Origin of the sequence: Serratia plymuthica (genome assembly GCF_018336935.1) — a bacterium.
GTDB classification, from domain to species: Bacteria; Pseudomonadota; Gammaproteobacteria; order Enterobacterales; family Enterobacteriaceae; genus Serratia; species Serratia plymuthica_B.
On record NZ_CP068771.1, the window covers coordinates 3492087 to 3511425 of the forward strand.

18 protein-coding genes are annotated in these 19339 nt (G+C 56.2%); 10 read left to right on the forward strand and 8 right to left on the reverse strand.

All coding sequences use genetic code 11. From position 1 onward, the window contains the following. Window positions 1–134 precede the first annotated feature (134 nt). Window positions 135–563 carry a small heat shock chaperone IbpB gene (gene ibpB / locus JK621_RS16280; RefSeq protein ID WP_013810933.1) on the reverse strand — a complete coding sequence of 143 codons (429 nt, stop codon included), beginning with the start codon at window positions 561–563 and terminating at the stop codon, window positions 135–137. A gap of 107 nt (window positions 564–670) precedes the next feature. Beyond that, complete coding sequence (ibpA, locus tag JK621_RS16285; protein WP_037421174.1) at window positions 671–1084, reverse strand: small heat shock chaperone IbpA; 414 nt, start codon at window positions 1082–1084, stop codon at window positions 671–673. Window positions 1085–1387: 303 nt separating this feature from the next. Between ibpA and JK621_RS16290 the strand changes: the two genes are divergently transcribed. Continuing rightward, entirely contained in the window at window positions 1388–1732 is a 345-nt protein-coding gene (locus JK621_RS16290; RefSeq protein ID WP_212556862.1) for a YceK/YidQ family lipoprotein, read from the forward strand. Window positions 1733–1767: 35 nt separating this feature from the next. On the opposite strand, the gene JK621_RS16295 is transcribed toward JK621_RS16290, so the two are convergent. Continuing rightward, the gene (locus JK621_RS16295; RefSeq protein WP_212556863.1) at window positions 1768–3048 is read right to left on the reverse strand and encodes a DUF3748 domain-containing protein; all 1281 of its coding nucleotides are present in this window, start codon (window positions 3046–3048) and stop codon (window positions 1768–1770) included. Window positions 3049–3264: 216 nt separating this feature from the next. Between JK621_RS16295 and JK621_RS16300 the strand changes: the two genes are divergently transcribed. Together JK621_RS16300 and JK621_RS16305 are read left to right on the forward strand one after the other, a co-directional pair. Then, complete coding sequence (locus tag JK621_RS16300; RefSeq protein WP_212556864.1) at window positions 3265–4233, forward strand: threonine/serine dehydratase; 969 nt, start codon at window positions 3265–3267, stop codon at window positions 4231–4233. Beyond that, window positions 4220–5161: an ornithine cyclodeaminase family protein gene (locus JK621_RS16305; RefSeq protein ID WP_212556865.1), complete on the forward strand. Its 942-nt coding sequence runs from the start codon at window positions 4220–4222 to the stop codon at window positions 5159–5161. Before JK621_RS16300 ends, JK621_RS16305 begins: the two co-directional genes overlap by 14 nt. Before the next feature lie 45 nt (window positions 5162–5206). Here the strand turns inward: JK621_RS16305 and yidA are convergent, their stop codons facing one another. The 5 genes from yidA to dnaA all read right to left on the reverse strand — a co-directional run bounded on the left by yidA (window position 5207) and on the right by dnaA (window position 12365). Continuing rightward, window positions 5207–6022: a sugar-phosphatase gene (yidA, locus tag JK621_RS16310; RefSeq protein WP_212556866.1), complete on the reverse strand. Its 816-nt coding sequence runs from the start codon at window positions 6020–6022 to the stop codon at window positions 5207–5209. Between the two features lie 172 nt (window positions 6023–6194). After that, window positions 6195–8609: a DNA topoisomerase (ATP-hydrolyzing) subunit B gene (gyrB, locus tag JK621_RS16315; RefSeq protein ID WP_212556867.1), complete on the reverse strand. Its 2415-nt coding sequence runs from the start codon at window positions 8607–8609 to the stop codon at window positions 6195–6197. A gap of 18 nt (window positions 8610–8627) precedes the next feature. After that, a complete protein-coding gene (recF, locus tag JK621_RS16320) occupies window positions 8628–9713 on the reverse strand; it encodes a DNA replication/repair protein RecF (protein WP_212556868.1) in 1086 nt (361 codons plus the stop codon). Between the two features lie 155 nt (window positions 9714–9868). Next, the gene (gene dnaN, locus JK621_RS16325; RefSeq protein ID WP_006321766.1) at window positions 9869–10969 is read right to left on the reverse strand and encodes a DNA polymerase III subunit beta; all 1101 of its coding nucleotides are present in this window, start codon (window positions 10967–10969) and stop codon (window positions 9869–9871) included. A gap of 4 nt (window positions 10970–10973) precedes the next feature. Beyond that, window positions 10974–12365: a chromosomal replication initiator protein DnaA gene (gene dnaA, locus JK621_RS16330; RefSeq protein WP_212556869.1), complete on the reverse strand. Its 1392-nt coding sequence runs from the start codon at window positions 12363–12365 to the stop codon at window positions 10974–10976. Between the two features lie 681 nt (window positions 12366–13046). Here dnaA and rpmH point away from each other — a divergent pair. From rpmH to JK621_RS16365, 7 genes are all read left to right on the forward strand, one after another. Next, a complete protein-coding gene (gene rpmH / locus JK621_RS16335; protein WP_004093983.1) occupies window positions 13047–13187 on the forward strand; it encodes a 50S ribosomal protein L34 in 141 nt (46 codons plus the stop codon). 18 nt (window positions 13188–13205) lie between these two features. Then, window positions 13206–13565 (forward strand): ribonuclease P protein component, encoded by a 360-nt coding sequence (gene rnpA, locus JK621_RS16340; protein WP_004950547.1) that lies wholly within the window; start codon window positions 13206–13208, stop codon window positions 13563–13565. Continuing rightward, complete coding sequence (gene yidD, locus JK621_RS16345; protein ID WP_004933881.1) at window positions 13529–13786, forward strand: membrane protein insertion efficiency factor YidD; 258 nt, start codon at window positions 13529–13531, stop codon at window positions 13784–13786. The genes rnpA and yidD overlap by 37 nt, the downstream gene beginning before the upstream one ends. Window positions 13787–13788: 2 nt before the next feature. Further along, complete coding sequence (yidC, locus tag JK621_RS16350) at window positions 13789–15426, forward strand: membrane protein insertase YidC (protein WP_212556870.1); 1638 nt, start codon at window positions 13789–13791, stop codon at window positions 15424–15426. A 223-nt stretch (window positions 15427–15649) separates the two neighbouring features. After that, window positions 15650–17017 (forward strand): tRNA uridine-5-carboxymethylaminomethyl(34) synthesis GTPase MnmE, encoded by a 1368-nt coding sequence (gene mnmE / locus JK621_RS16355; RefSeq protein WP_212556871.1) that lies wholly within the window; start codon window positions 15650–15652, stop codon window positions 17015–17017. A 119-nt stretch (window positions 17018–17136) separates the two neighbouring features. Further along, window positions 17137–18450, forward strand: coding sequence for a lysine N(6)-hydroxylase/L-ornithine N(5)-oxygenase family protein (locus tag JK621_RS16360; protein WP_212556872.1), 1314 nt, complete (start codon window positions 17137–17139; stop codon window positions 18448–18450). A 96-nt stretch (window positions 18451–18546) separates the two neighbouring features. Beyond that, complete coding sequence (locus tag JK621_RS16365; protein WP_212556873.1) at window positions 18547–19272, forward strand: 4'-phosphopantetheinyl transferase family protein; 726 nt, start codon at window positions 18547–18549, stop codon at window positions 19270–19272. The last annotated feature ends 67 nt before the right edge of the window (window positions 19273–19339 follow it).

Consider the following 19339-nt stretch of genomic DNA (forward strand, 5'->3'; position numbering starts at 1 on the left):
TTCGCGGTTAAATACGCACAATTAATAGGGATTTTGGCATAGGCGGGCCGGAGGGAATGTGGGTTACGCCACAGAATGCAACGGGGGAAGCCCGTTTGGACTTCCCCCGTGTCATTACCGCTTTTTTCAGTCGGTTACTGGGCTTCTAACCCCGGCGTGGTACCGATGGCGATACGTTGTGGCTGCAAGGCATCCGGCACCTGACGCACCAGATCGATATGCAACAGGCCGTTTTCAAACTGCGCCTCAGAAACCTGCAGGTGCTCGGCCAGCGTGAAGGTCAGAGTAAACTCTTTGCACACCAGCCCCTGATGCAGATATTCCACCTGTTTTTCCGGCGGCGTCGGCTTACCGCTCACGGTCAGGCGTGGGCCTTCCACTTCAATATTCAGTTCGCTTTGTTTGAACCCGGCCAGCGCCAGAGAAATGCGGTAGTGGTTGTCGTCGCTTTTCTCGATGTTGTACGGCGGGAAGCCCTGGGGTTCCTGGCCGCCCATTGAGCTGGCCAACTTGTCGAAACCAATCCACTGACGCAGCAAAGGTGACAAATCGTAATTACGCATAATGTAAAACTCCTTCTATGAAGCGAGATTATGTTTAAATCGCCCCCTGACGGCAGGCAAGTTAACTAACGTCCCACCGGCGATTCATTCCGCCGATGAAATAAGAATTATTTAATTTCAATCCGACGCGGTTTTAATGTTTCCGGCACGATGCGCTCCATATCGATATACAACAACCCATTCTCCAGCTTCGCACCTTTAATTTTGATATGCTCGGCCAGCTGGAATTTACGCTCGAAGTTACGCTCGGCAATACCTTGATATAAGTAGGTTCTTTCAGCAGGCTCATTATTATGGGCACCACGCACAATCAGCAAATTGTCCTGGGTGGTGATCTCCAGCTCCTGCTCGGCAAACCCGGCCACCGCGATCGCAATGCGATAATGGTTTTCATCCACCAGCTCAACGTTATAAGGTGGATAGCCGCCATTCCCCTGGCTCTGCCCGGCCTCCAACGCGTTAAACAAACGATCAAAACCAATGGCGGAACGGTATAGCGGGGAAAGATCAAAATTGCGCATAAAACAGCCTCCTAAGGCACTTCAGCGAGGTTTAATAATTAAGCCTTCCACTAAGGACAGACTAATAATAAGAATTCCCTTACGGCAAATTCTTAATTTGGTTCTGATAAGAAAATGGGGGTCGATTTCATCATTTCAACCGGCGGCGATCAAAAAAATGACAATCCGTTCGGCGAAAGTTTTTTTATCCCTTACAATAAAGTGAGAGAGCCGCCACAGAGCGTGACCTTGCTCCTTTTAAAACATCGATAAGATGTTATAGATCAGCAAAATTTGGGGCACAGCACCCTGCAGGATGGAATAATGAAAACGATAAAAGTGATAGCAACCAGCTGTATACTGTTGGCAACCAACGGCTGCTCCAGCGTCATGAGCCACACCGGCCCGAATCAGGGCTACTATCCGGGTACCCGCGCCAGCGTGGGCATGCTGAAGGACGACAACACCAGCTGGGCGATGATGCCGTTGCTGGCACTGGATCTGCCCTTCTCCGCGGTGATGGATACCGTGCTGCTGCCTTACGACTATATGCGCTCCGGCAGCGACGACACCGCAGACTCCCCGAAAGCACGGATCCTGCGAAGCGAAGAGCAGAACCTGGCGGCCAGCGGCGATCCCAGCCATGCAGCCAACGTAGTCGCACATTAAGACGCCTTACGCGGGCTGCGCGGCCCGCGTCTTGATCACACCTCAGCCACAAAAATCTGGCTGAACCCCTCAACCTCGCGCATAAACGCCACGTGATTGCCGTCCGGCGAAAAAACAATGGCATCGCCCGACGGCGGCAGCGCAGTGCGCTGCGTCAGGCGCTGCATGCGGCCGCTGGCCACTTCGCACAGCATCAGGCTGTTATCACTCACCAGCGCGATCCACCCGCCCGCCGGGTGCCAACTGAACGCCGACTGGATCCCATGCTCACCCCGGGTAATTTGGCGCGGCGCGCCGCCGTTCGGCGAAACCGTCCACAGCTGCACGACGCCCTCGTCATCCTTCATCAGAAAGGCAATCATGCTGCCATCAGGCGAGCTGCGCAGCCAGTGGCGCGGCGCGGTGACGACCCCCGGATAACGACGCCCGCCGGTAAAGGTCAGGCGACGTTGGCGCACGCCCAAAGGAGGAGCGGGTAAATGGGTCGGGGTGCCCTGCAGCGGCCGGGAGCCGGCTTTAGCATAATCGGCGTCGTCGTGCGGCAGATCGACAATAAACACTTCCGGCAACTTTTCGTCGGCAGCGGAACGCGTATCGCCGATAAACGCCAGTGCCCAACGCTGTTGGCGTCCATCGGGCCGGGCATAGCCGCATTGCCCGACCCACCCCTCTTCATAGGCACGGCTAATCTGGTCACTGCCCGGCTGCGGTTGTGGCGTAGTCTCGCTGACCAGCACACAGTAATGGCTGCCATCATATTCACGCGGATGCTGCCTGGGCGGGTTTACGCCCTGCAACGGCACAGCCACACCGACGTTACGCAGATCCAGCGCCGGGTCCAGCTCGTGCATCACATGGTCGTTATAGGTAAAGCTCAGGCGGCTGCCGTCCGGGCTGAATACGTGGACATGAGTGCCGCCGCGCAGCGCCCCGGGGGTATAAGGTGCGGTGATATCCATCGCATCGAGAGTAATGGCCAATTCACGGTCCGGTTCGCTGACGATCACGCCACGGCGGTGATGAAAATCGTAATGCCAAACGCTGTCCGGGTGTTCAGGGCCGTGAATAAACGCGTAGCGGGCCGGCGCGTCCGGGCTGACGGTCACCACACCCACATGTGCGCCGTGCTGGGCGCGATATACCACCTCTACCTTGCCGCTGTTGGCATTCACCCGTTCAATACTCAGGCCGGTAAAGGAAGCGCCGTTCGGGCGCACGTCGTAAACCAGCCACTGGCTGTCTGGCGTCCAGACGTTGATATTGGTTAACTGGTGTCCACGTGGATCAAAAGTCAGCTGTTTTTCCCGATAGCTCATGGCGGCTCCCCTGCACATGTTGGCACTAAGTCACCATCTTACCGGATTGGACAATGGCTTCACATCGCCCATCAGGGCACTTTCCGCCGATGAAGGGGTTTACAATAAATACAATAAAGTACAATATGGATTTTTAAGTCTACATCAGTAATGAATGCCCAATGGCAAGTCAGGCCAGAAATGGTCATCAACCCGATGAAAATAAAAGGAACCGGTATGAGCAGCTTATTTGACGCAATTGTTTCCGCCCATCAGCAGCTGCGTCCTCAGGTACGCGTGACCCCGCTGGAGCGCAGCGTGCTGCTGTCGCAACAGTTGGGTTGCGAACTGTATCTGAAATGCGACCATCTGCAGCCAACCGGTTCATTCAAGTTTCGCGGCGCCAGCAATAAACTGCGGCTGCTGAGTGACGAACAGCGTCAACGCGGGGTGATCGCCGCCTCCAGCGGTAATCACGGCCAGGCGATGGCGCTGGCGGGCAAACTGATGGGCGTCAGCGTGACGGTCTATGCGCCGGAAACCGCCGCCGCGATAAAACTTGAAACCATCCGCGCTTTGGGCGGTAAAGTCGTGACGGTGCCGGGGGATGCGCTGAAAGCGGAACAGGCAGGCGAGAAGGCGGCCCAGGAACAGGGCAAAGTGTATGTTTCCCCTTATAACGACGAGCAAGTGATCGCCGGCCAGGGCACCTGCGGCATGGAGTTGGTCGAACAGCAGCCAGATCTGGATGCGGTGATTGTCGCCGTGGGCGGCGGTGGTTATATTTCAGGTATTGGCACCGTATTGCAGCAATTGTCGCCGAAAACCCAGCTTATCGCCTGTTGGCCCGAGAATGCCACCAGCATGTACAGCGCGCTGGAAGCCGGCCATATCTTCCCGGTAGAAGAGCAGGAAACCCTGTCCGACGGCACCGCCGGCGGCGTGGAGCCGAACGCCATTACCTTCCCGCTGTGCCAGCGGCTGATCGATCGCAAAATTCTGGTCAGTGAAAAGGAAATCAAACGGGCGATGCGCCAGATTGCCGCCAGCGATCGCTGGATTATTGAAGGCGCTGCCGGGGTGGCCCTGGCGGCGGCCATCAAGCTGGCACCGGAATTTCAGGGAAAAAAAGTGGCGGTGGTGCTGTGCGGAAAAAACATCGTGCTGGAGAAATACCTCAAGGCCATTGCCGATGAAAATCATTAATCAGCAACAGATAATTGACAGTTTCGACGCAGATAGCATCACGTCACTGCTTAAATCTGGATTTATTGCTTACTCGCGGCAACAGGTACAACAGCCGCCGGTACAGCATTTTCTGTTTGAGCAAGCCGCAGGCGACTGCTGCATTAAATCGGCGTGGCTGGAAGGCGACGAGCAGTTTGTCGTCAAGGTGTCCGCCGGTTTCTATCGCAACCCGGCGCAAGGGTTGGCCAGCAATCAGGGATTGCTGATGGCCTTCTCTGCACTGACCGGCGAGCCGCAGGCGCTGCTGCTGGACGAAGGCTGGCTGACCGCGTTACGCACTGCGCTGGCGGGCCGTATTGCCGCCGAGCTGTGCGCTCCGGCGGACATCCCGGCGATCGGCATCGTCGGCTGCGGCATGCAGGCCCGGCTGCAGTTGCAGCAGCTAAAACCACTCATCGCGTGCCGTGAAGTCTGGGTGTGGGGGCGTAGCGAACCTGCTCTGCAAGCCTTTCGCCACGATGCCGAAGCCGAGGGTTTCCGGGTGCATACCACCCAGGATGCGGCAGAGCTGGCGGCGCATTGTCGGCTGATTGTCACCACCACACCCAGCCGCGAGCCCATTTTGCAGGCGGCGGATATTCAGCCTGGCACCCATATTACGGCGATTGGCGCAGACGCCCACGGCAAGCAGGAGCTGGCGACCGATCTGGTGGCCAAAGCGGATCTGTTGCTGGTTGATGCTTTATCGCAGTGTGCAGATTATGGCGAGATCGCCTGCGCTTATCGGCAAGGTTTGCTGACATCGAAGCCGATCGTTGAATTTGGCACAGCGCTGGCGCAGGGGGGAAAGCTGCGCAGCAGCCCGCAGCAAATCACTATTGCCGATCTTACCGGGCTGGCGATTCAGGACGTACAGATTGCGAAGGGTATTTTAGCGCGGCTCTGACGCGCTTCAGGGGCGCGGATGCGCCCTCTGGGATGCAACAACGCCTCAGGCATTCAGCACAAACTTCTCAATGGCCCGCGCCACGCCGTCTTCAGTGTTGGCGGTGGTAACGAATCGCGCCACCGCTTTCAGTTCCGGGATGGCGTTGCCCATAGCTACGCCAACGCCGGCGTATTCGATCATCGCAGTATCATTGGCCTGATCGCCCAACGCCATCACGTTTTCCTGCGCAATGCCGAGGTGTTCTGCCAGCATTTTCACCCCGGTGCCCTTATCAACCCGCTTATGCAAGATCTCCAGGAAGTAAGGCGCGCTTTTCAGGATGGTATAACGCTCCCACGCTTCGGCAGGCAGGCGCGCAATCGCGCGATCGAGCAGCTCCGGCTCATCAATCATCATCACTTTAGGGAAACGCATCTGGCGGTCCATTTCCTCCACGCTGCGGTATTTCAACGGAATACCGGTCATGTGAGCTTCATGAATGGTGTATTTGCCGATATCCTTGTTCGGCGTATACAAGGTATCGAAATCAAACGCTTGATAGTGGACGCCCAACTCGCGCGCCAACCGTTCAACATAAATATAGTCTTCAAAATCCAGGGTTTCCTGCAGGATACAGGCGCCGTCTGCCGCCTGTAAAACCAGAGCGCCGTTATAGGTAATGCAGAAATCACCGGGGCCCTGGATATCCAACTGCCGCAGGTAATCCTGCACGCCGACGTAAGGCCGCCCGGTGGCCAACACCACGCGCACCCCATTGCGGCGCGCCTCGGTGATGGCCTGTTTTACCGCCGGCGTAATCTGGTGCTGCGGATTAAGTAGCGTACCGTCCATATCGATCGCAATCAGTTCAATAGCCATTCGAGTTTCTCCCAGTGGTTTTTTCCCATGCTAACGCGTTTCAGCCCGTGCTGTCAGCGCCAAAAAAAGCGTAAAAAAAATCCGCGCAAGTCACCCGGCGCGGATTTTCAACGATCCCCTTCATACTTCAAGCCGCCTTGATGCAACTTGAATTATTTTGGGGATAAGGAAGTTAGATATCGATGTTCGCCGCTTTCAGGGCGTTTTCTTCGATAAAGGCACGGCGCGGCTCAACCGCATCACCCATCAGGGTGGTGAACAGCTGGTCGGCAGCGATGGCATCCTTCACGGTCACGCGCAACATACGGCGGCTTTCCGGATCCATGGTGGTTTCCCACAGTTGCTCAGGGTTCATTTCGCCCAGACCTTTATAACGCTGTACCGACAGGCCACGGCGCGACTCTTTCACCAGCCACTCCAGCGCTTGCTCGAAGCTGTCTACCGGTTGACGGCGCTCGCCGCGTTCGATGAAGGCGTCTTCTTCGATCAGGCCGCGCAGTTTTTCGCCCAGTTGGCAGAGTTTGCGATATTCGCCGCCATGGAAGAACTCGAAGTCCAGCGGATAGTCGGTATCCACGCCGTGGGTACGGATGCGCAGTACCGGCTCAAACATCTGGCGTTCGCGATTTTCGAAGATCACCGAATCATAGCTGCTGCCGTGCTGCTCATTGTCGTTCAGCAGTTTTACCAGCGATTCAATCCATGCCTGGACTTTGCTCTGATCGCTCAGATCGCTTTCATTCAGGGTTGGCTGGTAGATCAGGTTGTTCAGCAGCGCACGCGGGTAGCGGCGTTCCATACGGCCGATCAGCTTCTGCACGCTGTAGTGCTCTGCCACCAGTTTTTCCAGTGGTTCACCGGCAAGCGCCGGCGCGTTGGCATTGGTGTGCAGGGTTGCGCCGTCCATCGCGATGGCGATCTGGTACTGATCCATCGCCTCGTCATCTTTGATGTACTGTTCCTGCTTGCCTTTTTTCACCTTGTACAGCGGCGGCTGAGCAATGAACACGTGGCCACGCTCAATGATTTCCGGCATCTGGCGGTAGAAGAAGGTCAACAGCAGCGTACGGATGTGCGAGCCGTCGACGTCGGCATCGGTCATGATGATGATGCTGTGGTAGCGCAGCTTGTCCGGGTTGTACTCGTCGCGACCAATGCCGCAGCCCAGCGCGGTGATCAGCGTCGCCACTTCTTGCGAAGACAGCATCTTGTCGAAGCGCGCCTTCTCAACGTTGAGGATTTTACCCTTCAGCGGCAAAATCGCCTGGTTTTTACGGTTACGCCCCTGCTTGGCAGAGCCGCCCGCAGAGTCCCCTTCCACCAGGTACAGTTCAGACAGCGCAGGGTCGCGTTCCTGGCAGTCCGCCAGTTTGCCTGGCAGGCCTGCCAGATCCAACGCGCCTTTACGACGGGTCATTTCACGCGCTTTACGCGCCGCTTCGCGGGCACGCGCCGCATCGATGATTTTACCGACGACGATTTTCGCATCGCCCGGGTTTTCCATCAGATAATCGACCAGCTTCTCGTTCATCAGCGTTTCAACCGCGGTTTTCACCTCGGAGGAAACCAGCTTGTCTTTGGTCTGAGAAGAGAACTTGGGATCCGGCACCTTCACCGAAACCACGGCAATCAGGCCTTCACGCGCATCATCGCCGGTGGCGCTGATTTTAGCCTTTTTGCTGTAGCCTTCTTTATCCATGTAGCTGTTCAGGGTACGGGTCATCGCGGTACGGAAACCGACCAGATGGGTACCGCCATCACGCTGCGGGATGTTGTTGGTAAAGCAGTAGATGTTTTCCTGGAAACCGTCGTTCCACTGCAGCGCCACTTCCACACCGATATCGTCTTTCACGGTGGAGAAATAGAACACGTTGGGGTGGATTGGGGTTTTATTTTTGTTCAGATACTCAACAAACGCCTTGATACCGCCTTCGTAGTGGAAGTGGTCTTCTTTGTCCGTGCGTTTGTCTTTCAGGCGGATAGACACGCCGGAGTTAAGGAAAGACAGCTCACGCAGGCGCTTGGCCAGGATATCGTACTCAAACTCGGTATTGTTGGTGAAGGTTTCATAGCTTGGCCAGAAACGCACCGTGGTGCCGGTCTGATCGGTTTCACCGACCACTTTCAGCGGTGCCTGCGGTTCGCCCATGGCATAGGTCTGCTCATGCACCTTGCCTTCACGGCGGATCACCAGTTCCAGTTTCTCCGACAGGGCGTTAACAACGGAGACACCCACGCCGTGCAGGCCGCCGGATACCTTGTAGGAGTTGTCGTCAAATTTGCCGCCGGCATGCAGCACGGTCATGATCACCTGCGCTGCGGAAACCCCTTCCTCTTCGTGAATACCGGTCGGGATACCTCGACCATCATCCTGTACCGAAACAGAGTTATCGGCATGGATGACCACCTGAATGTCACTACAGTGGCCAGCGAGTGCTTCGTCGATAGCGTTGTCCACAACCTCGAATACCATGTGGTGCAGACCGGTGCCATCATCGGTGTCGCCGATATACATGCCCGGGCGCTTACGCACCGCATCCAGCCCTTTTAATACCTTGATACTTGAGGAGTCATAAGAATTCGACATCAACGTTTCTCGCTCATTTTAGTCCTGTGGTTGAACCTCTATTTTACCTTGTTCCACGCGGAACATCTTGCCCTTTTCACCGGCCATATCGGTCACTTGCTCAGCGCTGACTGCGCTGACAAAGACCTGGGCCTGGGTGGCTTTCAGGCGATCGGCCAGTAACCGGCGACGGCCGGTGTCCAGCTCGGAGGCAAAATCATCAATCAGATACAGGCAACGCCGCCCGCTCTGCCGGGTGAGAAACTCACCCTGCGCTAAGCGCAACGCGCACATCAGCAGTTTCAGCTGACCGCGCGACAACAAATCCTCTACCGGCGTGCCGTCGGCACGTATGCGGAAGTCCGCCTTATGCGGCCCCACAGCGGTATAGGTTAACGCCCTGTCGCGCTCAAACTGGCGCTCCAGCAGCTCTCCGTAGTCGCTCTCTTTGTCCCAGCCGCGCTGGAAAGAGAAACTCAGGGCAAATTCGGGCAAAAACTGCGCGCATGTCGCGGTGATATCCGCGGCAATCGCGTCGCTGTAAGCTGCCCGCCACTCGCTGATACGCTCGGCCAACGGGATCAATTCCTGATCCCAGGCGCGGATCTGCGCATAGCGACTGACCTGGCGCAGCGCGGCATTGCGCTGCTTCAGTAACCTTTTCAGGTTGCTCCAGGCGGTGAAAAAACCGGGTTCGTTATGAAAACAGCCCCAGTCCAGGAAGGCGCGCCGGAATTTCGGCCCGCCGTTTAGCAGGGTAAAACCTTCGGGGGTGATCAGCTGCATCGGCAATAGCTGCGCCAGTTCGGCCACTTTGTGGCCGTCGCTGCCATCGATACGTACCTTGCTGTCCCCCTGACGGCTCTTGCTTAATCCTACGGATATTTCACGTTCTGCGCCGTTAATGCGGCCGTGCAAAATGAACTCCGGCTGGTCGTGGCGGATCACCCTGCCGGCCTGCAGGCTGCGAAACGCGCGCCCGTGGCCAAGGGTATACACCGCCTCAAGCACGCTGGTTTTCCCACTGCCGTTGGCCCCAACCAGGAAATTGAATCCCGATGCCAGATCCAAATCCGCCGCTTCAATATTGCGGAAATCTTTAATCAGTAAACGCGTTAATGCCATGCTGCAGTTATCTTAATCATCGAACAACCCAGGGCGTTATCGTCGCAGGCCATTTGCGTGCGGCCAGCGCACAGCCACCGGAGCGTACACAAAGTACGTGAGGATGGCGAGCACTGCCCAAGCGTAAAGGGGCAAGTAAGATAGCCCGATAATTTCTACAGACGCATTGGCATGACGACGTAGGCTGCTGCCTGACTCGCACCGTCTTCGATCTGCACGCTGGAAACCGAATCGGTCAACAGCAGACGCACATCTTCACACTTGAGCGCATTCAACACGTCCAGCACGTAACTGACGTTGAAACCGATTTCCATCTCGGTGCCATCGTAGCTGACATCGAGGATCTCTTCCGCTTCTTCCTGCTCAGGGTTGTTGGCGGTGATCTTGAGCTGGTTCTGGCTGACATACAGACGCACGCCGCGGAATTTTTCGTTCGACAAAATGGCCGCTCGGGCAAACGCCTGCTTGAGCAGATCGCAGCCGGCTTCCAGCGTTTTGTCCGGATTCTTCGGTAATACGCGGCGATAATCAGGGAAACGGCCGTCAACCAGCTTGGAGGTGAAGATAAAATCACCGACGTGAGCACGGATGTTATTGCTGCCGATCTGCAACTGCAACAACGTATCGCCACCGTCCAGCAGACGCACCAGCTCCATCACCCCTTTACGCGGCACGATCACCGAATGCGAAGGCAATTGCTGCCCGATAGGCATTGAACATACCGCCAGGCGGTGACCGTCGGTCGCCACGGTACGCAGTTCTTCACCTTCGGTTTCGAACAGCATGCCGTTTAAGTAGTAGCGTACGTCCTGATGCGCCATCGAGAACTGGGTGGCCTCAATCAGACGCTTCAACGTCGCCTGCGGCAGAGTAAATTCAACTTCGCTCTGCCAGTCGTCCAGGTTCGGGAAATCCGCCGCCGGCAACGTAGAGAGCGAGAAGCGGCTGCGGCCGGAACGCACCAACATACGTTCGCTTTCAAGCGTTACGGTGATCTCGGCCCCTTCGGGCAGACCACGGCAGATATCAAAGAATTTACGCGCGGGGACGGTAGTCGCGCCCGCTTCATGGGGTTGGGACAGGGCAACGCGCGCCACCATCTCCATCTCCAGATCGGTACCGGTCAGCAGCAGGGAGCCTTCCGTCACCTGCAGCAGCAGATTACCCAGAATTGGCAGCGTTGGGCGGCCGCCCAGCGGGCTGCTCACCTGTTGCAGCGGTTTTAGCAGATGCTCACGTTCAACGATAAATTTCATAGCGCTAGGAAGATAATGTTCTGATTAAATTGGAGAAATCTTCTTTGATGTCGTGACTTTCCTCACGCAACTGCTCAATCTTCCGGCAGGCGTGCAACACCGTGGTATGGTCGCGGCCACCAAACGCATCGCCGATTTCTGGCAGGCTGTGGTTGGTGAGTTCTTTTGCCAGCGCCATCGCCATCTGGCGTGGACGGGCAACCGAACGCGAGCGCCGCTTGGACAGCAAATCCGCGACTTTAATTTTATAGTACTCCGCCACCGTCTTTTGAATATTGTCGATGGTGACCAGCTTTTCCTGCAGTGCCAACAGATCGCGCAGCGCTTCACGCACGAAATCAATGGTAATGGCACGGCCGGTAAAGTTTGCGTTGGCAATCACGCGGTTCAGCGCCCCTTCAAGCTCACGCACGTTGGAACGCAGGCGCTTGGCGATAAAGAACGCCACTTCGCCCGGCAGACGGATATCGTTCTCGTCGGCCTTTTTCATCAGGATCGCCACGCGGGTTTCCAGCTCCGGCGGTTCGATCGCTACCGTCAGACCCCAACCGAAGCGGGATTTGAGGCGATCCTCAACCCCGTTAATCTCTTTGGGATAACGATCCGAGGTCAGGATAATCTGCTGATTGCCTTCCAACAAGGCGTTAAAGGTATGGAAGAACTCTTCCTGCGAACGCTCTTTGTTGGCAAAAAATTGGATGTCATCGATCAGCAGCGCGTCGACCGAACGGTAGTAACGCTTAAATTCTTCAATGGCATTGTTCTGCAAGGCTTTAACCATGTCCTGCACAAAGCGTTCAGAGTGCATATAGACCACTTTGGCGTTGGCCTTGCGCGCCATGATGCCGTTACCGACCGCATGCAACAGGTGAGTTTTACCCAGGCCGGTGCCGCCGTACAAAAACAGTGGGTTATAGGCGCCACCCGGGTTATCCGCCACCTGCCGAGCCGCCGCGCGCGCCAGCTGGTTGGATTTACCCTCAACAAAGTTATCAAAGGTGTGCTTTGGGTTAACGTTGGAGCGGTAAGAAAGTTCGGGCTGGGGCGCCGCGTTATCCCAGCTTGGCCGGGAAGGCGCCACGGCGCGCACCACCGGCGCGCTTGGTGCGCTGCGGCTTTCGGTGACGGTCTGGCTGATAATTTGGGTGAGCGGTTTGCTGCCGACTTCAAAACGCAGCAAAGGGACATCCGTACCGCAGAAGTCGTTCAGCAGGCCATTGATATTGTTTAAGTATTTGTCGCGAACCCAATCCAGCACAAAGCGATTGGGCGCATAAAGCGCCAGGGTGTTGTCACTCAGTTCCGCCTGCAATGGGCGTATCCACATACTAAATTCTGTGGCAGGTAACTCATCCTGCAATCGGGCAAGACACTGCTGCCAAAGCGAAAGTGACACGGCGGACTCCACTCGAACAAGATCAATAAAAGAAAAGAATCAGGCTAATTTTTTATAACTCATGATTTTTGACACATACCCGGCATCGGCTGAACACCAGTGGGGTATGCGAACCGCCTTTCACGGTTTATGTCCCCCACGATCCCCGCTTGAGAGATCGCGATCGGAATGACGGATCATAGCGCAATCCGAGCAAGAGATCCTCCCCTTCATCACAGATTAGATCCATTTTATCCACAGGCCCCGGCCTGCGGCGATCTTTTCGCCACCCACGTTAAATTACAGGCGAGATCCCGCCCGAGGAAGGGCATTTTTTACATTGTCAACCGGTTATACCCTGTTATCCACGAAGGATCCTGGGTTTTAACCGCAAGGATCGCTCCGGGATCCTTGCGGTTTCCCCCCGAGTCCGTATAATATTCGCCCTACGTGTGATACCTGGTTCCTTATGGTGAGTCATTAGCCAGACAGGATTCAGCTGTGACCACGAGCCATGACCGGATTTTACTCCGTATTGGCAGACAACCAGGTAGGCTAGCGCGATGTGAATTGACTCAGGACTGTACAATTATTACAATCCCGCCTCTTTATATATTGCGATTGAGGCGTCGGTAGCTTTCACGCCGAGTAGCCAAACGCATTTGACTTATTGTCCTTATTTAAGTTTAGGTAGAAATCGCCATGAAACGCACTTTCCAACCGTCCGTATTGAAGCGCAACCGTAGCCACGGTTTCCGTGCTCGTATGGCCACCAAAAATGGTCGTCAAGTTCTGGCCCGCCGTCGTGCGAAAGGCCGTACTCGTCTGACTGTTTCTAAGTAATAAAAGCTAACCCGCTGAGTGGTTAAGCTCGCTTTTCCCAGGGAGTTACGTTTGTTAACTCCCACTCATTTCACTTTCGTCTTCCAGCAGCCACAACGGGCTGGCACGCCGCAAATCACCATCCTCGGCCGCCTGAACCAGCTGGGGCATCCCCGCATCGGTCTTACCGTCGCCAAAAAACACGTCAAACGCGCGCATGAACGCAACCGGATCAAACGCCTTACCCGCGAGAGCTTCCGTTTACGTCAGCACGAGTTACCGGCGATGGATTTTGTCGTGGTGGCCAAAAAAGGGATAGCGGATTTGGATAACCGCGCGTTGACGGAAGCTTTGGAAAAATTATGGCGTCGCCACTGTCGCCAGGCTCCCGCATCCTGATCGGGCTGGTGCGGGCTTACCAGCTCGTCATCAGTCCGCTGCTTGGGCCTCGTTGTCGCTTCCAGCCGACATGCTCTCATTACGCAATTGAGGCATTAAGCAGGTTTGGCATGATAAAAGGCAGTTGGTTAGCATTGAAACGCGTATTAAAATGCCACCCCTTGAACCCAGGTGGCGATGATCCCGTGCCGCCGAAAACCGACGATAACAGAGAACACTAACGATGGATTCGCAACGCAATCTTTTCCTCATCGCTCTGCTGTTCGTGTCTTTCATGATCTGGCAAGCCTGGCAAACGGACAACGCTCCGCAACCAGCCGCCCAGACCACGCAACAGACTTCGAACACAGCTACCGGTGATGCTGCAAGCCAGGCTGTGCCAGCCAGTGGCCAGGGTAAACTGATTACCGTTAACACTGATGTGCTGTCGCTGACCATCAACACGCGTGGTGGTGATATCGAGCAGGCTAAACTGTTGGCCTACCCGGATACCCTGGGTTCATCGACTCCATTCCAACTGCTGGAAAACACCCCGTCATTTGTTTATCAGGCGCAAAGCGGCCTGACCGGCAGAAACGGCCCGGATAACCCGGCAAACGGCGAACGTCCTCTGTTCCAGGCGGCGCAGGACAGCTACACCCTGCCGGAAGGCCAGGATGAGTTGCGCATTCCGCTGACCTTTACCGGCAAAGACGGTGCGGTTTACACCAAGACTTTCGTGCTCAAGCGTAACCATTACGCGGTTGGCGTTGACTACAACGTCGACAACAAAAGCACCGCTCCGCTGGAGCTGACCCTGTTCGGCCAACTGAAGCAGACGACAGAGCTGCCTAAGCACCGCGACACCGGCAGCAATAACTTCGCTCTGCACACCTTCCGTGGCGCGGCGTACTCTTCCAGCGAAGACAAGTATCAGAAATACGCGTTCGACAAGGACGAGAACCTGAATGTCACCACTCAGGGCGGTTGGGTTGCGATGCTGCAACAGTACTTCGCCACCGCGTGGGTGCCGGCAACTCAGGGCAGCAATACCTTCTATACCGCTAAACCTGGCGACAACCTGTCCACCATCGGCTTCAAATCGACTCCGGTAGTCGTGCAGCCTGGCGCGCAGCAGCAGCTGAATGCCACCCTGTGGGTTGGTCCGGAGCTGCAGGATCAGATGGCCCAACTGGCGCCGCATCTGGACCTGACCGTGGACTACGGTTGGTTGTGGTTCATCTCCCAGCCGCTGTTCAAACTGCTGAAGTTCATCCACGGCTTCATCGGTAACTGGGGCTTCTCGATTATCATCATTACCTTCATCGTGCGCGGCATCATGTACCCGCTGACCAAAGCGCAGTACACCTCGATGGCGAAAATGCGCATGCTGCAGCCAAAACTGCAGGCGATGCGTGAGCGTATCGGTGATGACAAACAGCGCATGAGTCAGGAAATGATGGCGCTGTACAAGTCCGAGAAAGTGAACCCGTTGGGAGGTTGTCTGCCGCTGGTTATCCAGATGCCAATCTTCCTGGCGCTGTACTACATGTTGATGGGCTCGGTTGAGCTGCGCCATGCGCCGTTCGCCCTGTGGATCCATGACCTGTCGGCGCAAGACCCGTACTACATTCTGCCAATCCTGATGGGCGTGACGATGTTCTTCATCCAGAAGATGTCGCCAACCACAGTGACTGACCCGATGCAGCAGAAAATCATGACCTTTATGCCGGTGATCTTCACAGTGTTCTTCCTGTGGTTCCCGTCAGGTCTGGTGCTGTACTACATCGTCAGTAACCTGGTGACCATCCTCCAGCAGCAGCTGATTTACCGCGGCCTGGAAAAACGTGGCTTACACAGCCGCGACAAGAAAAAGACCTAAGCGTATCGTAGGGGTTCGGCACGCCGAACCCTTGCAGCGAAAGATAAGAGGCGGTCATTTAGACCGCCTTTTTGCATATTGAATTGTCAGAGCCGCGTTACCCGACAGCATTCAAGCTTGCAGGTAGGCGGCGACTGAACGCGTCCCCGAGAGCCTGGTAAGCCAGGTGACCGGGGTAAGAGAAGGCAGCCAACACCGCTGCAACTTGAAGGATAAAGGGTATATGAGCAGCACTACCGATACCATCGTAGCCCAAGCCACCCCGCCGGGACGCGGCGGCGTCGGCATTCTGCGTATTTCCGGCCGTGGCGCAAAAGACGCCGCCCAGGCCCTGCTTGGCAAATTGCCGAAGCCACGATACGCCGATTATCTGCCGTTCCGCGACGCCGAAGGCGCCACCTTGGATCAGGGCATCGCTCTGTGGTTCCCCGGCCCAAACTCGTTTACCGGTGAAGACGTGCTGGAATTGCAAGGCCACGGCGGGCCGGTAATCCTCGATCTGCTGCTGAAACGCGTTCTGGCGCTGCCCGGTGTGCGCATCGCGCGGCCCGGCGAGTTCTCCGAGCGCGCCTTCCTCAACGACAAACTCGATCTGGCGCAGGCGGAAGCCATTGCCGATCTGATCGACGCCAGCTCCGAGCAGGCGGCGCGTTCCGCAATGAACTCATTGCAGGGGGCGTTTTCCCTCCGCATCCACCAGCTTGTGGAAGCACTCACTCACCTGCGAATCTACGTGGAAGCGGCGATCGACTTCCCCGATGAAGAAATCGACTTCCTGTCTGACGGTAAAATCGAAGCGCAGCTCAACGGCGTGATGGCCGATCTGGATAACGTACGTGCCGAGGCACGTCAGGGCAGCCTGCTGCGCGAAGGGATGAAGGTGGTGATCGCCGGGCGGCCAAATGCCGGTAAATCAAGCCTGCTCAATGCGTTAGCCGGCCGCGATGCGGCGATCGTCACCGACATTGCCGGCACCACCCGCGACGTGCTGCGCGAGCATATTCACATCGACGGTATGCCGCTGCACATCATCGACACCGCCGGCCTGCGTGAAGCCAGCGACGAAGTGGAGCGCATCGGCATCGAACGTGCGTGGAACGAGATTGAACAGGCAGACCGCGTGCTGTTTATGGTTGACGGCACCACCACCGCCGCGACCGAACCGGCAGAGATTTGGCCAGAGTTTATGGCACGCCTGCCACACAGCCTGCCGATCACCGTGGTGCGCAACAAAGCCGATATCACCGGTGAAACGCTGGGCATGACAGAAGTGAATGGTCACTCACTTATTCGCCTCTCGGCGCGCACCGGCGAAGGCATCGACCTGCTGCGTGATCATTTGAAACAGAGCATGGGTTTCACCAGCAATATGGAAGGCGGCTTCCTGGCGCGCCGTCGCCACCTGCAGGCGCTTGAACAAGCGGCCCAGCATCTGGTCGAGGGCAAAGAGCAGTTAGTGAGCGCTTACGCGGGGGAGTTGCTGGCCGAAGAATTGCGTCTGGCGCAGCAAGCGCTGAGTGAAATCACCGGCGAATTTACCTCAGATGACCTGCTGGGGCGCATTTTCTCCAGCTTCTGCATCGGAAAATAATCGGCAGCGGGTGCTGGAAACGGCACCCGCATCCCCCCATCCCTTCGCCGTTTCCCCTTTGTCCGCCCAAATTAGCCTAAGCTTATCTCAGCGATTTTTGCCGGGAGACATAAGCATAAATGAACAACCCATTGGATTTACTGGGCGTCGGCCTGGGGCCATTCAATCTCAGCCTGGCGGCCATGGCCTTTGAAAGCGGTGAGGTGAAGTATGCCTTTCTCGATCGCAACGCCAGCTTTCGCTGGCACCCCGGCATGTTGCTACCCTCGGCTTATATGCAGACTTACGTGCTGCAGGACTTAGTGACCGCCGTTGCACCGCGCAGCCAGTTTTCATTTATCAATTATCTGGTCGAGCAGAAAAAAATTTACCGCTTTCTGATCACCGAGCAGCAAATTATCAGCCGTGAAGAGTTTTCGGACTACTTAAGTTGGGCCTGCGATAGATTAGATGGGCTACAGTTTTCGCAGTCGGTAGAAAGCATTGATTTTGACGATGACCAGCAGCTGTTTGAAGTCCGTACCCTCAACCAAACCCTGTGGGCAAAAAACATCTGTCTGGGCACCGGCCACGACCCCTGGATCCCCGATGAGTTCTACCCGGCTCTGGGGGAAAATTGCCTGCATGCCGCAGAGATCGCCCTCCGCAATCCGGATCTTACCGGCAAACGGGTTATGGTGGTGGGAGGCGGCCAAAGCGGCGCCGACATTTTCCTCAATGCGCTGCGCGGGCATTGGGGAAAACCGGCGCAGCTGGACTGGCTTTCCCGCCGGCCCAACTTCCAACCTCTGGATGAATCCGCCTTCACCAATGAGTACTTCACCCCGGAATACGTCGATTATTTCTATACGCTGCCGCAAGATATCCGCGAGCGGGAAATCAAGGCGCAGAAGCTGCCCGCCGACGGCATCAGCAACCATACGCTGCGTACTCTGTATCGCGAGCTGTACATGCGTTTTGACGTAATGCATCAGACCCGTAACGTACGCCTGTTGCCGCATCGAACGCTGTTGGCGATAGAGCCAACGGGAAAAGATTTCCAGTTGCGTGCCCGGCATGGCCTGGAAAATCGTCAGGAAGGATTCAATGCCGATATGGTCATCTTAGCGACCGGCTACCGTCCTTCGCTGCCTTCCTGCCTGAAACCGCTGTTGCCGCGTATCCCCTTCGACAATCAACAGCACCTGCCGCTGTTACCGGATTTTAACCTTGAGTGGCAAGGGCCGGAGCGGAACCGGATTTATGCGGTGAATGCCGGTATCCACAGCCACGGCAGCGCTGAAGGCGGCCTGAGCCTGATGGCCTGGCGCTCTGCCCGCATCCTCAATCATTTGCTCGGCAAACCGCATTTTGATCTGACGCCCAACGCCTCGCTGATACAATGGTGGAGTGACGCGGCACCGGACAATGACATTCAAAAAACGGATAAATAGGATAAACCTCATACTGTTTTTTAATGATAAATCCGCGACTTATGCTTAATCTAACACTCCAGCGTTATCAGAGACCTCTCTGTCATGGAGTGAACAATGGCGTGTCATTTTGCCCGATGGATCCCCGCTAGCGCCGCCCTGGATACCCACAGATTATCCGTCGAGGTGTTGACCGCGACCGCGGCTTTTTCCGCTAAACGCCGCCAGCGTTTCCTTCAGGGACGCATCCTGCTCGCCGAGATGATGTTTTATCTTTATGGCCTGCCGACACTGCCACAGATAGCCACTACCCCCACCGGACGCCCCTGTTTTGCCGACCACCATCTGCCTGATTTCAGCCTGGCCTATGCCAGCGATACGGTAGGCGTCCTGCTCAGCAATGAAGGCAAGGTAGGGCTGGATATAGAGGTCATGCGCGCGCGCGGCGGTCAGCAAAAAAAACTGCAACACCAATATCAGTCACCGGCAGAGACCGCCTGGATCAGCGCACAATACGATCGGCTGGAAGCGGAAACCCAGCTGTGGAGCATTCGTCAGAGCGTGTTGAAACTTTCCGGTCTGGGAAATAGCGGGCAATCAACGCTGCTGCTGCATCCTTTTTCCGGCCATCTTCGCTCCAGCGCCACGCCCCAGGTTCAGGTGATGAGCGATGCCGACGAGTACCTGAGCTGGGCCTGCGCACATGAATCCAGCCTTGACCGGCTAATGTGCTGGCAGTACGAAGAGCACAAAGGTCTGCAGAAGTACGGCGAGATTTCATCTCGCACCCCCGCCATCTCCACCCGCTTTGTAAAGCTGACCAGCCTGACCCATCACCGCTGACATCGACGGTTTATGGCGAAGAAGGCAAGATAAAACTTTCTTTAACCTATTAATTTCTGAATAAAAT